Raw genomic sequence first — 13,840 nt, 5'->3', positions numbered from 1 at the left:
GGTCGAGCCGGCCCCGGTGCCGGCTCGGGGCCGGGTCCTCAGGGTTCGATCAGGCCGACGCGGATCGCGTAGCGGGTGAGTTCCAGGCGGTCGCGCATGCCGAGCTTCTGGAGCAGGTTCGCCCGGTGGCGTTCCACCGTCTTGGCGCTGATGACGAGGAGATCGCCGATCTCCTTCGAGGAGTGCCCCTCGGCGACCAGCTTGAGGATCTCCTCCTCACGCTCGGTGATCGCCCGGGCGGGCAGCGGGTTCCCCTGCCGGGCCCGGTCCAGGTAATTGCGGATCAGGGTGGTCTCGACGCCCGGGTAGATGAACGGCTCGTCCCGGATCGCGGCCCGGCAGGCCTCCACGAGGTCCCGGTCGGCGACGGACTTCGGGACGTAACCGGCCGCCCCCGCCTTGAGGGCCTCGAAGAAGTACTGCTCGTTGTCGTACATGGTCAGGATGAGGATGCGCAGGCCCGGCCGCACCCGGGACAGCTCCCTGGCGGCCTGGAGTCCGGTCATCCGGGGCATCGCGACGTCCAGGACGGCGAGGTCCACGTCCCCCGTCCGGGCCAGGGCGACGGCCTCGGCGCCGTCCCCGGCCTCGGCGACCACCGTCAGGTCGGGTTCGGAGTCGAGGATGAGGCGGACGCCCCGCCGCACGAGGGCGTGGTCGTCCGCCAGCAGGACCCGGGTCGGGGCCGGTCGTGGTGCGCTCATCGGTGTGCCTCCTGGGGCCCGCCGCCCGCGGGTACGTCCAGCCGTACGTCGGTGCCGCCGTGCGGCGCGGGGTCGAGCGCGAGGCCCGCCCCGATGAGCAGGGCCCGTTCGCGCATGCCCTGGATCCCGGCGCCCTCGACGGCCGCGCCCAGGCCGGCGCCGTTGTCGCGGACCAGGAGCCGGACGGCTCCGGCCGGCCGGTGGGACAGCCGTACCTCCACCTCGCTCGCGCGCGCGTGGCGGGCCGCGTTGGTGAGGGCTTCCTGCGCGACCCGGTAGACGACCAGTTCGCAGGCCTCGTCCAGGGTGGGCAGGCCGGGCGCGAAGTGGTGCCGCACGGTCAGCGAGGGCGTGCTGAACTCGGCGGCCAGGGCCCGCAGGGCGCTGTGCAGGCCCAGTTCCTCCAGGACCCCGGGCCGGAGCCGGCGGGCGATGCGCCGGATCTCGTCCAGGCTCGCCCGGGTGGTCTCCTGCACCTGGTGGAGGTCGGCGCGCAGCGGGCCGGGGGCCCGGTCGGCGGTGTGCTTGAGCTGGAGCAGGACGGCGGTGAGGGTCTGGCCGACCTCGTCGTGGAGTTCCTGGGCGATGCGGCGCCGTTCGGCCTCCTGGGCGGACAGCGCGCGGGCGCTGCTGGTGGCGCGTTCGGATTCCAGGCGGGCCAGCATCGCGTTGAACGAGGTGGTGAGCTCGGCCATCTCCCCCGGTCCCTCCACGGGGGCGCGGCTCCCGGGGCGCAGCAGGTCGACCGACGCCATGGCCCGGGCGAGCCGGGCCAGCGGGGCGAGGGCGACGCGCAGCAGGACGGCGTTGGCGACGAGCATGGCGGCGAGTCCCAGACCCAGCACGATCGCCTCGCCGAGCAGGACGGGCGTGGAGACGGTGACCGGGCCGAGCAACAGCAGCACGGCCACGGCGAAGACGGCCGCGTTGAGCAGGAAGATGCGCCAGTACAGCGACACGACCGCGCTCTCCCCTCGATGCTTGTCCGGCGTTCGGCGTTCGGCGTCCCGCGTCCGGCGTCCGCCCGTGTCGACGCTACCCCGGTCGCCCTCCCCCGGCCGCGTCCGTCCCCGCCGTCCCCGCCGTCCCCGCCGGCCCGGCGGGGACGGACGTCAGACGCGGTGGCCGCCGTTGGTCGGCGGGTGGGCGGGCCTGGCCGGTATCGGCGGGGCGGGCAGCGGCGGGAGCGCGGGCTCGTACAGCCAGGCCGCGAACAGCTCGTCGACGGGCGCGTCGGCGTAGCGGGCGACGTGGGCGGTGAACGCCGCGGTGGTCACCACGCCGTGCCGGTGGGCGGCCGTCCAGTCGCGGAGCATGCGGAAGAACGCGGTGTCGCCGAGGGCGCAGCGGACCGCGTGGACGGTGAGTCCGCCGCGCTCGTAGAGCCGGTCGTCGAACATCAGCTTGCGACCCGGGTCGGCCAACTTGAGGTCCTGGGCCCGCGAGGCCAGCACCCGGTGGGCGACGGCCGCGCGTTCGTGGGCGGTGTGGCCGCCGGAGCGCTCGGACCAGAGCCATTCCGCGTACTTGGCGAGGCCCTCGTTCAGCCAGATGTGCCGCCAGTCGGCGATGGTCACGCTGTTGCCGAACCACTGGTGGGCGAGTTCGTGGGCGATGAGGCGCTCCGAGCCGCGCACGCCGTCCACGTGGTTGGCGCCGAACAGGGACAGCCCCTGGGCCTCGACCGGGACGTCGAGTTCCTCGTCGGCGACGACCACCGCGTACTCGCCGAACGGGTAGGGCCCGAACAGCTCCTCGAAGAGCCGCATCATGGCGGGCTGGCGGGCGAAGTCCCGGGAGAACCGGGCCAGCAGGTGCGCCGGTACGTAGGCGCTCTGCGGCACCCCGTCGAGGCCGGGATCGCCGAGGAGGACCGTCTGGTAGAGGCCGATGGACAGCCCGACGAGGTAGCTGGAGGTCGGCGCGGACTGCTCGTACACCCAGGTGGTGGTGCTGGCCCGCGTCGTACGGGTCAGCAGCCGGCCGCCGGCCACGACCGCGTAGGCGGAGGGCGTGTTCACCGAGATGTGGTACGAGGCCTTGTCCGCGGGCCGGTCGTTGCACGGGTACCAGGACGGCGCCCCGACGGGCTGGCTGGCCACCAGCGCGCCGTCGGTCAGCTCCTCCCAGCCCAGGCCGCCCCAGGGGCTGCGCACGGGCTTGGGGTTGCCCGCCCACTGCACCTCCACGGTGAAGGCGGCGCCGGCGGGCAGCGGCTTCACGGGCCGCAGGCGGAGCTTGCCGCTGCGGTGCGTGTAGTGCGGGGCCCGGCCGTTCACCTGGATCCGGCCGACCTTGAAGTCGGCGAGGTCCAGCGCGAACTCGGTCAGCGGCGCCCGCCCGGCGATCGCGCTGATCCGGGCGGTGCCGGCGAGCCGGTTGGGACCGGGCCGGTATTCCAGAGCGAGTTCGTACCGGTGCACGCGGTAACGGGGATCGCCGTTGGCCGGAAAGTACGGGTCGGCTGCCGCTGTCCTCTGGCCGTTCACTGACGCTTCCGCTCCCTGCGCTGTGCTCGTGCGACGTGCTCGTACGACGTGCCGGTGTGCCGTGCCGGCTCCCGCCGGGCCCGGCCGGCGCACGGGCCGCCGTACGGACTCAGGACCGCCACGCCTCGATCGGATTGCCCAGCCAGCGGGTGTCGGCGGGGACGGATTCCCCGGCCATCACGAGGGAGGCGGGTCCCAGGGTGCTACGGGCTCCGACCGAGCTCCCGGGCAGGACGATTCCGCCCGGGCCCAGGGTGGCGCCCTCGCGGAGGACCACAGTATCCGTCCTCAAGATCCGGTCGTGGAAGAGGTGGGTCTGCAACACACAGCCCCGGTTCACGCTGACCGCGTCACCCAGGGTCACCAGGTCGGTCTCGGGCAGCCAGTAGCTCTCGCACCACACGCCGCGTCCGATCCGGGCGCCGAGGCCGCGCAGCCACAGGGTCATCAGGGGCGTGCCGGGCACGGATCCGGCCAGCCAGGGCACGGCCAGGACTTCCACGAAGGTGTCGGCCAGCTCGTTGCGCCACACGAAGCCGCTCCACAGCGGGTGCTCGCCCGTCCGGTGTCGCCCCACGAGCAGCCACTTGGCGGCCGCGGAGACCAGGCAGGCGGCCGCGCCCGCGACGAGCAGGACCGCTCCGGACAACAGGGCGGCGGCCCAGGCGCCGGACCCGCTCGCGGTGATCAGCGCGCAGAGCCCGGCCGCGGTCAGGACGGCCAGCGCCGCCGAGCAGAACACGGGGACCAGCCGGCACAGCTCCACCAGGCCGCGCGCCCACAGCAGGTGGGCGGGCGGGTCGTAGGTCCGGCTCTGGTCGGCCGCCGCGGCGGACCGCGGCAGCCTGACCGGGGGCAGGCCCAGGTAGGAGCTGCCCTTCTTGGCCTTCTTCGGGGTGGCGGACAGGACGCCGACCAGCCCGTCGTCCGGGACGCTGCGGCCCGGCGCGGTCATCCCGGAGTTGCCGAGGAACGCGCGGCGGCCGATCTCGGAGGGGCCGATCCGCATCCAGCCGCCGCCCAGCTCGTAGGGGGCGGTCAGCGTGTCGTCGGCGAGGAACGCGCCCTCGCCGACGGTGGTGAGGCTGGGCAGGGCGAGCACGGTGGACACCTCGGCGCCCCGGCCGATCTTCATGCCGAGCAGCCGCAGCCACACCGGGGTGATCAGGCCGGCGTACAGCGGGAAGAGGGTCTCCCGGGACAGGTCCATCAGCTGGGTGACGGTCCAGGCCTGCCAGCCGATCCGGCTGTGCGTCGGATGGTTGCCGGTGCGCAGGCCGAGGCTGAGCAGGCGTACGGAGACCAGCAGCAGCAGCGCGTACGCCAGCCCGAAGGCGAGCGCTCCGGGCACCACGGCGAGCAGCGCCGCCCGCAGCGCCTGCCCGAGCCCGGCGTCGGCGGGCACGAACCGGCTGACGACGAGCAGGGCCGGCAGGGCCGCCATGACGGGCAGGGTGGTCAGGAACAGTCCGCTGGCCCCGTACATGGCCCGCCAGTGCGGGGCCCGCGGCGGGCGGTGGCCGGGCCAGTTGCGCTTGGCCTTGCCGAGCTTGTGCGCGGGCGCCCCGGCCCAGCGCTGGCCGGTCGGTACCTGTCCGACGACGGCGGAGCCGGGCGCCACTTCGGCGCGCTTGCCGACGCGGGCGCCGGGGAAGAGCAGGCTGCGCGTGCCGACGACGGCGCCGGCGCCGACCTTCACGGGGCCGATCTCCAGACGGTCCCCGTCCAGCCAGTGCCCGGAGAGGTCCACCTCGGACTCGACGGCGCAGCCGCGGCCGAGCTTGAGCATGCCGGTGACCGGGGGCAGGGAGTGCAGGTCCACCTCGGGACCGACCTTGGCGCCGAGGGCCCGTGCGTAGCGCTCCAGCCAGGAGCCGCTGAGCGAGGTCGCGCCCGCGCACTCGGCGAGCCGCTCGGCCGTCCACAGCCTCAGGTGCACGCTGCCGCCGCGCGGGTACCGCCCGGGCGTGAGCCCGCGCAGCAGCAGCCGGGCGCCGCCCGCGGCGATGGCGAGGCGGCCGGGCGGGCTGTGGAGCAGGATGGCACCCGCGCCGACGGGCCACCACGAGGCGGTCGGCGCCCACGGATAGGCCCCGAAGAGGTGCAGGACGTTGCCGAGGGCCAGCAGCGCCACGGTCCAGCGCAGCCCGACCAGGGTGAACAGCGGGAGCAGCAGCAGCGTCTGGATCACCTGGGAGCGGAGCCGGACGGGCTCGACGGTCCGGGCGGCCTCCTCGTCCTGTACGGACTTCTCCAGTCGCCGGGCCAACTTGCGCAGGGTGGGCTGCTGGTAGATGTCGAGGACGGCCGCGCTCGGGTAGCGGGTGCGCAGCCGGGTGGTGAGCTGCGCCGCGGCGAGGCTGTTGCCGCCGATCGCGAAGAAGTCGTCGCCCGCGCCGGCGACGACCACGCCGAGGGTTTCGGTCCACTGCTCGGCGAGCCAGGCCTCGGTGCCGTACAGCTGCTCGGTGGGGCCGGTGGGCTGCGCGTCGGGCAGCGGCCAGGGCAGGGCGTCGCGGTCCACCTTGCCGGAGGTGCGGGTCGGCAGCGTCTCGACGGGCGCGAGGAGCGGTACGAGGGCGGCGGGCAGCTCGGCGCGCAGGCGTTCGACGGCCGCCGCGTGGTCCCAGCCGTCCTGGGTGACGAGGTAGCCGACGAGGAGTTGGTTGCCGCTGCGCGCGGTGCGGACGGCGGCGGCGGCGCCGGCGACGCCGGGCAGCGCCTGGAGGGCGGTGTCCACTTCGCCGAGTTCGATCCGCCGGCCGCCGAGCTTGATCTGTTCGTCGCCGCGGCCGAGGAAGACCAGCCCCTCCGGTTCGGCGCGGACCAGGTCGCCGCTGCGGTAGGCGCGTTCCCAGCCGAGGGATTCCAGCGGGGCGTACTTCTCGGCGTCCTTGGCCGGGTCGAGGTAGCGGGCGAGGCCGACGCCACCGATCACGAGCTGGCCGCTGCCGCCCATGGGCACCGGTTCCCCGGATTCGTCGACGACGGCCAGTTCCCAGCCCTTCAGCGGGAGGCCGATGCGGATCGGTTCCTCGCCGGTCAGCAGGGCGGCGCAGGCGACGACGGTGGCCTCGGTGGGCCCGTACGTGTTCCAGACCTCGCGGCCCTCGGTGACCAGCCGCTGGGTCAGCTCGGGCGGGCAGGCCTCACCGCCGAAGATCAGCAACCGGACCTCGTTGAGGCTCTCGGACTCCCAGAGCGCGGCGAGGGTCGGGACGGTGGAGACGACCGTGATCTCCTGTTCCACCAGCCAGGGACCGAGGTCGGCGCCGCTGCGGACCTGGGCGCGCGGTACGGGCACCAGGCAGGCGCCGTAGCGCCAGGCGAGCCACATCTCCTCGCAGGAGGCGTCGAAGGCGACGGACAGCCCGGCCATGACCCGGTCGCCGGGTCCGATGGGTTCCTCGGTGAGGAACAGCGCCGCCTCGGCGTCGACGAAGGCGGCGGCGCTGCGGTGGCTGACGGCGACGCCCTTGGGCTTGCCGGTGGAGCCGGAGGTGAAGATGATCCACGCGTCGTGCTCGGGTCCGGGCCGGGCGGCCGGGGCCCCCTCGCCGGCGGTCCCGGTGACGTCGATGCGCTGTCCGGCGCCCAGGACGGCCCGCACGCCGGCCTCGCCGAAGACCAGCTCGGCGCGCTCGTCGGGATCCTCGGCGTCGACGGGTACGTAGGCGGCGCCGGCGGCGAGGACCGCGAGGACGGCCGCGTACAGCTCGTTGGTGCCGGAGGGGACGCGGACGCCCACCCGGTCGCCGAGCCCGACGCCCGCGGCGTCGAGGGCGCGCCGGCGGCGTTCGACCTCGGCGGCCAGGGCCCGGTAGGTGAGGCGGGAGGTGCCGTCGTCCAGGGCGAGCTCGTCGGGGTGGGCCCGTACGGAGGCTTCGAAGACGTCGACGAGGGTGCGCACGGGGGCAGCCGGTCCGGCCGTGAACAGGGCGGACTTGCCGGGCTCACCGGGGGTGTCGGCCCCTGCGGTCCCGTCGTCGAGCAGAGTGAGTTCACCGTGCTCCGGTGTGGCTGCCATCGGCCCTCGCGTCTTCGCTCCCGGATGCGTCCGGGTCGCCGGCGGAGCCCAGGTCTGCCCGGGTTGTTCCGGTCCGGCGCCAAACAACCTGCCATTCTAGTGCGACATCAAGGATTTTCTCGTTGAACCCTTGGTGGCGTGTCCGGTAACGGACGGTGTCGGACGCCGCCGGTGGCCGTGGCGGGACGGATTCAGAGCGGGTCCACGTCCAGGAACGCGGCCAGGGCGGGTTCCGGGGCGCCGGGGCTGCCCGCGCTGCCGGGGAGGGTCTGTTCGGCCCAGATGACCTTGCCCTCGGGGGTGTAGCGGGTGCCCCAGTGTTCGCTGAGCTGCGCGACCAGGAACAGGCCGCGTCCCCCTTCGTCGGTGGTGGCCGCGTACCGAAGGTGGGGGGCGGTGCTGCTGCCGTCCCAGACCTCGCAGGTGAGGGTCTGGTCGTGCAGCAGCCGCACGCGTACGGGGGCGGTGCCGTGCCGCAGGGCGTTGGTGATCAGCTCGCTGAGGATCAGTTCGGTGGCGAAGGAGAGCTCTTCGAGGCCCCACTCGTCGAGCTTGCGGGCCGCGGCGCTCCGCATGACGCCGACCGCGCTCGGCTCGAACGGCACCTCCCACTGGGCGACCCGGTCCGGGCCGAGGGTCCGGGTCCGGGCGATGAGCAGGGCCACGTCGTCGGTGGGCCGGTCGGGCAGCAGCAGGTCGAGCACGGCCCGGCAGCTCTCGTGGGGATCGCGGTCGGGGTGGCTGAGCGCGCGGCGCAGCAGTTCCAGGCCCTCGGCGATGTCCCGGGTGCGTTCCTCGACCAGCCCGTCGGTGTACAGGACGAGCTGGCTGCCCTCGGCCAGTTTGAGCTCGGCGGTCTCGAAGGGCATGCCGCCCAGACCCAGCGGGGGCCCGGCCGGGAGTTCCACGATCTCCGTCGAGCCGTCGGGGGCCACGAGCAGGGGCGGCAGGTGTCCGGCGCGGGCCATGGTGCACTGCTGGGACACCGGGTCGTAGACGGCGTACAGGCAGGTCGCGCCGAGGACGCCGCCGTCGCCGTCGCCGCCGTCCCCGTCGTGGTCGATGCGCTGCACGAGGTCGTCCAGGCGGGCGAGGATCTCGTCGGGCGGCAGGTCGAGGGAGGAGAAGTTGTGGACGGCCGTGCGCAGCCGCCCCATGGTGGCGGCGGCGTGCAGGCCGTGCCCGACGACGTCCCCGACGACCAGGGCGACGCGGCTGCCGGGCAGCGGGATCACGTCGAACCAGTCGCCGCCGACCCCGGACTGCGCGGGCAGGTAGAAGTGGGCGACGTCCACGGCGCTCTGCTCGGGCAGGGCGCGGGGCAGCAGGCTGCGCTGGAGGGTCTCGGCGAGGGCGTGTTCCCGGGTGTAGCGGCGGGCGTTGTCCATGCTGACGGCCGCGCGGGCGACGAGTTCCTCCGCCAGCGACAGTTCGTCCTCGTCGAACGGCTCGGGTTTCTGCGAGCGCCAGAAGTTGACCACGCCGAGGACGACGCCCCGGGCCCGCAGCGGCGCGGCGATCAGGGAGTGGATTCCGTAGTCGATGATGGCCTGCGCGCGCGGCGGGTCCTGGGCGTGCCAGCCGGGCGCCTCGGTCAGGTCGGGGACCAGTTCCGCCCGGCCGGTGCCGTAGCCGCGCGCCTGGGGCGTGGACGGCAGGAAGTCGATCAGCCGGCCCCGGGGGTAGAGGGGGTGGTCGGTGCGGATGCCGCTGACGGCGGTGCGCCGCATGTCGGCGTCGGGACCGGGCTCGTCGCCGACGAGGACGGGATCGGCCAGGTCGACGGTGACGTAGTCGGCGAAGCGGGGGACGGCGACGGCGGCGAGTTCCTCGGCCGTCCGTACGACGTCCAGGCTGGTGCCGATGTCGCCGCCCGCGTCGTAGAGCAGTTTCAGGCGCCGCCGGGCCGTCTCGGCGCGGCTGGTCAGGATCTGCATCTCGGTGGAGTCGCGGATGGTGACGGCGGTGCCCTCGGGCCGGCCGCCGGGGTGGGTGAGCCGCTGGTTGACGACGAGCAGCCGGTCGCCGCTCTCGATCACCTCGTCGGTGGCGACCCGGGCGGACAGCAGCAGGTCGGCCATCCGCCGGTCCAGGCCGGGTACGTCGCCCAGGTGGCGGCCGTCGGCGTCGTCCGGGAGTCCGAGGAGACGTTTGGCCTCGTCGTTCGCCAGGAGCAGCCGTCCCTCGCCGTCGGTGATGAGCACCCCTTCGCGGACGGCGTGGAGCACCGCGTCGTGGTGCTCGTACATCCGGGTCATCTCCTGGGTGCCGAGCCCGTGGGTCTGGCGGCGCAGCCGTCTGCTGATCAGCCAGGTGCCGACGGTGGCCAGCGCCAGGCCGATGGCGATGGCCAGCAGGATGACGGGGAGCTGGCGGTCGACGACCCCCGTGACGTTCTTCACGGTCAGACCCGCCGACACCAGGCCGATGACCCGGCCGTCGGGCGCCGTGACCGGGACGATCGCCTGGATCTCCTTGCCGAGGGGGCCCTGCACGCTCTCGGTGTGGACCTGTCCGGCCAGGGAGGGTTCGATGGTGCCGACGAATCGTTTCCCGATGCGGTCGGGCTGGGGATGGCTGTAGCGGATCCCGTTGGTGTCCATGACGACGATGAAGTCGACCCCGGCGGCCTTGCGGGTTTCCTCGGCGAGCGGTTGCAGCAGCGCGGAGGGGTTCCGGGACTCGAGGGCCGCCTGGAGTCCGATGGAGTGCGCGAAGGTCTCCGCCACGGAGACCGACCTGTTGCGCGCCTCGCGGTCGATGTCGTGGCGCGACTGGAGGACGAGCGCCAGCAGCGATCCGGCGGCGAGCAACACCACGATCGCCACCTGGAGGATGAATACCTGTCCGGCGACGCTCCTGAACCGGTTGCCTAGCAGTGACCGCACCGACGTGCCCGGCACGGGTGGCAGAGAAAGGTCACGAACCCAGTTGTAGCACTTCCGGCCGCCCGGGGCGCCCGAACCGCGCGATCCGCGCCGAACCGGTCACCCGGGGTGGGCGGCCGGACTCGGCAGGGGGTCAGCGCGCGCTCGGGCCGGACGCGGCCGTCGTCGTCAGGGCGGTGCCCGCCGGGGACGTCACCGCCGGGACCGGGTCGGGCGACACCGGGGCGACCGGCGGCTGCGGGGCCTGCCCGGCGGGCGGGGTGCAGGTGACCTCGTCGCGCGGGGTGTAGTGGGTCCTGGTCTCCTCGCGCTTGACCTCGTGCCCGCCCTGGACGAACACCCGGCCGACGGAGACGTCGAAGCCTTCGAGGGGGGTCTGCACCTCGCAGGTGGGGCCGCTGCCCTCGATCTTCGCGGGCGGGGTGACCTGGGTGCGGGGCCCCTTGGTGGCGCGGATCTCGTCGTACTTCTTGGTACCGAGGAGGCTGATGGTCAGCGAGGTGTCGGTGGACTGTGCCTGTACGTAGAGGGCGTGCCCGGTGTCGTTGACCCAGCGCAGGTCGAGGGTGCCCCAGGCGACCGTGGCCTCGCGGCCCTCGGGGTAGCGCTCGATGTAGAAGGAGTGGGCGCCGTGCTCGACGGTCTTGACCCCGGCGAAGAACGCGGCGTTGTACATGGTGGTGGCCACGGCGGAGACGCCGCCGCCCGGGGACTTCACGTACCGGCCGTCGTTGATCATGATTCCGTCGACGAAGCCGTTCTCGGGGGTGCGCTCCCCGACCGTCCGGTTGAAGCTCCATTCCTCGCCGGGGAGGACGACGGAGCCGTTGATCAGCTCGACGGCGCGGCCGATGTTCGTGGTGCGGTACGGGGCGGAGGGGAACTCGACGGTGAACGAGGAGAGCTTCTCCTTGATCCCGAGACGCTGCGCCTCGGCGCTCGTCAGGTCCGGCTGGACGGCGACGGTGTCGACCTCGCCGCTGCGGGCGGCGCCCGTGCGGGTCAGCAGGGGCAGGACCGCCTTGCCGAGCGCCGCGTCCGTGACCTTCTGCCCGGTGCGGCCCTCGTCGGCGACGACGACGCGACCGTCGGCGCCGGTGGTGAGCGAGGCGTCCCGGGGGCTTTGGGTGGCCGCCCGGACGGGCCGGGCCACGGCCGGATCGGCGAGCAGGCCCTTGGAGTCGAGGGCCGGTACGAGGCGGCCCGCGTCGTCGGGGTTCATCTTCAGGTGGGCGCCGAGGACGGCCGTGCCGATGGGTATGCGGGAGCCGCCGACCGTGAGCGTGACGGGACCCGACATCGCGGGCTGCGCGAACTCGCGCAGGGCCCGTCCGGTCTCCTCGTCCCCGATCTTCGGGTGGGTGCGCTCGACCGGCATCACGACGGGGCCGCTGCCGGGTCGCAGGTAGCCGGCGCGGAGGGTGTCCAGGGCGCGGTCCTCGACCAGGTCGACGCCCTGGAGCGGGGCGACGGCCTTCGCTTCCCCCTTCTCAAAGGCGATCACCCCGTCGCGGACCTGCTGCCGGGTGTTCTCGTCCAGGCGCGCGAGGGCCGCCCGGGCGGTGCTCTCGTTCATCCGGGTCACGGGCTCCAGGTCCCGGCGCTCGCCGGAGTCGAAGAGCCGGCCGATGACGGCGGTGGGGGCGTAGCCGGAGCGGACGGCGGCGTCCACGGTGGCCCGGGTGTCCAGGGACAGCCCGAGGCCGCCGGGAGCGGCCTCCTCGACGCGGTCGCCGATCTTCATCGCGACGGGGGCGGCGGCGAGGGGGCCGAGGTTCCGGTCCAGGGTCCGCAGCGCCTGCTCACGGCTCATGCCGCCGATGTCCACGCCGCGGACGAAGGTGCCCCGGTCGACGTCCGAGCCGGTCACGAGGCCGGTCACGTAAAGGCCGCCGAACCCGAGCACGGCCGCGCCGCCCACCACCGAGAGGGCGATCCGCCAGTTGACCGTCCTGTTGCCCGCGCGTCCCATGCGTCTCCCTCCGGCACCGCCGATCGAGGGGCGGGCGTGGGCCGCGACAGCAGCCCATAGATGACCATTCCGGACATCCAGGATCACCCAAAAGGGTCAACAATGGGGCGAATGTAATGGTTGTCACGCGACCCGACACCCTCCGATGTCCGGAGAACCCGCCGGATCGACGTGGCGGCCCACGAGGACCCCGTCGCGCCGGTGAAGGGGCTGGGCCCGCTCTTCTGCGACCGCGTCGAGGACCGGCTCGTCGTCAGCGCCGCGGCCTGAGCCGCTTCGCACTCGGCGGCCACCCCCTGCTGCGCCACCTCACCACGGGCGAGGTCGCCGAGGGGATCGCGACGCCCTCCGCGGCGGGACCGACCGGAGCGACCGGCGCCGCTCCGGCCCGCGGGCGTGCCGGAGCGGCGGGGTGCCGGTGTGCCGGGCAACGGTCGTGTCAGGGCCGGGCCGGGAGCGGGGTCAGCAGGCGCTCGCGCAGGCGGGCGACGGTGGCGGGGGTGATGCCGACGGGGCCGGTGAGGTACGCGGAGGGGGAACCGTAGCGGGTCGCCAGGTCCGCGAGGACGAGGGACATGACGGCGGCGGGGGCGCGCCCGTACGAGGGCCAGCGCAGGGTGCGGCCGGGGTGCGCGGCCCGCCAGTCGGCGACGAGGCGTTCGGTGGCGAGCTCGGTGAGCGCGAAGTCGGCGAGGATCTCCTCCTGCGGGACGTCCAGGAGGGTGAGGACGAAGGCGGCGATGAGCCCGGTGCGGTCCTTGCCCGAGGCGCAGTGGAACACGGTGGGGCCGGGGCCGTCGGCGATGAGCTCGATGGCCTCCCGGATCTCCACGACGCCGTCCTCGGCCACCTCGGCGAACCGGTCGGCGAGGTAGCGCCAGGGGTCCGTGTCCGGGTCGATCTCGGCCTGGTCGTAGGGCCGGTGCTCGATGCTGTGGTTGGCGTACGTGAACAGGTGCGCCTCGGGTACGCGGCCGCGCCGCTCGATCTCCCACGGGTAGCGCAGGTCGATGACGGTCCGCACGCCCAGTCCGAGGAACTTCTCCCAGTCGGCGCCTTCGAGCTTCGCGAGGTTGTCGGACCGGTAGAGCACGCCGTTGACGACGGTCCGACCGTCGGCCGAGCGGTAGCCACCCAGGTCACGGAAGTTGTGCAGGCGGTCGAACGCGATGTGGCGGGACGGCGGGACTTCGTGCGGACGGGACAACCGGGACTCCTGGGTGCGGTGCGGTGAGGTGCGTCTTCGGCCGTGCCGGGGTGGCGCTCCGATGGCGCTTCGATGATGCTTCGGCCGGCCCAGGATGCCGGCCGACGTCCGGCGCCCGCCGGTCGGGTCGGTCAGGTCGGTCAGGTCGGTCAGGTCGGTCGGGTCGGTCGGGTCAGCGGTAGTAGCGACGACAGGCCCGCAGCATGCCCTCGGCGGAGAGGGTGAACACGTCGACGAACTCGCTCTGTTGGGGCGAGAGGCGCCCCATCACGACCACGCAGTCCCCGTCGGCCACGATCCGGTTGATGTGGTGGCGGACCCCGGCCGGTCGCGGACACTCGAGGTCGGTTCCGAGGGTGCCTGCGTGCAGGAGCGAGCCGTAGCCGTCGAGGTCGCCGGCGTCCAAGTAGTCGTAGGCGAGCCGCACGTGGTCGACCCCTGAGTCGGTGACGACGCGACTGGGCGGCACCTGCCCGACGTGCCGACTGGTCATGGGCAGTCCTTTCGTACGGCCGCACCCCCTCCGGGTGCCGACGGCTCCACCTTCCTCCGG

At 73.8% G+C, this 13,840-nt stretch carries 8 protein-coding genes; all 8 read right to left on the bottom strand.

Going from position 1 to position 13,840, the window contains the following annotated elements:
* Nucleotides 1-38 precede the first annotated feature (38 nt).
* The 8 genes from ACFY0I_RS33760 to ACFY0I_RS33725 all read right to left on the bottom strand — a co-directional run bounded on the left by ACFY0I_RS33760 (nucleotide 39) and on the right by ACFY0I_RS33725 (nucleotide 13,780).
* Nucleotides 39-704: a response regulator gene (locus ACFY0I_RS33760; protein ID WP_388902925.1), complete on the bottom strand. Its 666-nt coding sequence runs from the start codon at nucleotides 702-704 to the stop codon at nucleotides 39-41.
* On the bottom strand, nucleotides 701-1,663 hold the full coding sequence (locus tag ACFY0I_RS33755; protein ID WP_388902923.1) for a HAMP domain-containing sensor histidine kinase: 963 nt from the start codon (nucleotides 1,661-1,663) through the stop codon (nucleotides 701-703). Before ACFY0I_RS33755 ends, ACFY0I_RS33760 begins: the two co-directional genes overlap by 4 nt.
* 153 nt (nucleotides 1,664-1,816) lie before the next feature.
* Nucleotides 1,817-3,193, bottom strand: coding sequence for a M1 family metallopeptidase (locus ACFY0I_RS33750; protein WP_388902920.1), 1,377 nt, complete (start codon nucleotides 3,191-3,193; stop codon nucleotides 1,817-1,819).
* A 109-nt stretch (nucleotides 3,194-3,302) separates the two neighbouring features.
* Nucleotides 3,303-7,220 (bottom strand): Pls/PosA family non-ribosomal peptide synthetase, encoded by a 3,918-nt coding sequence (locus tag ACFY0I_RS33745; protein WP_388902918.1) that lies wholly within the window; start codon nucleotides 7,218-7,220, stop codon nucleotides 3,303-3,305.
* 191 nt (nucleotides 7,221-7,411) lie between these two features.
* Nucleotides 7,412-10,108 carry a SpoIIE family protein phosphatase gene (locus ACFY0I_RS33740; protein WP_388902916.1) on the bottom strand — a complete coding sequence of 899 codons (2,697 nt, stop codon included), beginning with the start codon at nucleotides 10,106-10,108 and terminating at the stop codon, nucleotides 7,412-7,414.
* Nucleotides 10,109-10,241: 133 nt separating this feature from the next.
* A complete protein-coding gene (locus tag ACFY0I_RS33735) occupies nucleotides 10,242-12,080 on the bottom strand; it encodes a VanW family protein (RefSeq protein ID WP_388902915.1) in 1,839 nt (612 codons plus the stop codon).
* A gap of 439 nt (nucleotides 12,081-12,519) precedes the next feature.
* Nucleotides 12,520-13,287 carry a tyrosine-protein phosphatase gene (locus tag ACFY0I_RS33730; RefSeq protein ID WP_388902914.1) on the bottom strand — a complete coding sequence of 256 codons (768 nt, stop codon included), beginning with the start codon at nucleotides 13,285-13,287 and terminating at the stop codon, nucleotides 12,520-12,522.
* 172 nt (nucleotides 13,288-13,459) lie between these two features.
* A complete protein-coding gene (locus ACFY0I_RS33725; RefSeq protein WP_388902912.1) occupies nucleotides 13,460-13,780 on the bottom strand; it encodes a nuclear transport factor 2 family protein in 321 nt (106 codons plus the stop codon).
* Nucleotides 13,781-13,840: the final 60 nt, after the last annotated feature.

The organism is Streptomyces sp. NPDC001568 (genome assembly GCF_042893755.1).
Classification (GTDB): domain Bacteria; phylum Actinomycetota; class Actinomycetes; order Streptomycetales; family Streptomycetaceae; genus Streptomyces.
Note: the sequence above shows the minus strand (reverse complement) of the source record. Positions and strands in the feature narration are given on the sequence as shown.

Excerpts from the sequence above, each read along its gene's own strand:
- ACFY0I_RS33725 (WP_388902912.1), bottom strand. The coding sequence starts at position 13,780 with ATGACCAGTCGGCACGTCGGGCAGGTGCCGCCCAGTCGCGTCGTCACC.
- ACFY0I_RS33760 (WP_388902925.1), bottom strand. The coding sequence starts at position 704 with ATGAGCGCACCACGACCGGCCCCGACCCGGGTCCTGCTGGCGGACGAC.
- ACFY0I_RS33735 (WP_388902915.1), bottom strand. The coding sequence starts at position 12,080 with ATGGGACGCGCGGGCAACAGGACGGTCAACTGGCGGATCGCCCTCTCG.
- ACFY0I_RS33745 (WP_388902918.1), bottom strand. The coding sequence starts at position 7,220 with ATGGCAGCCACACCGGAGCACGGTGAACTCACTCTGCTCGACGACGGG.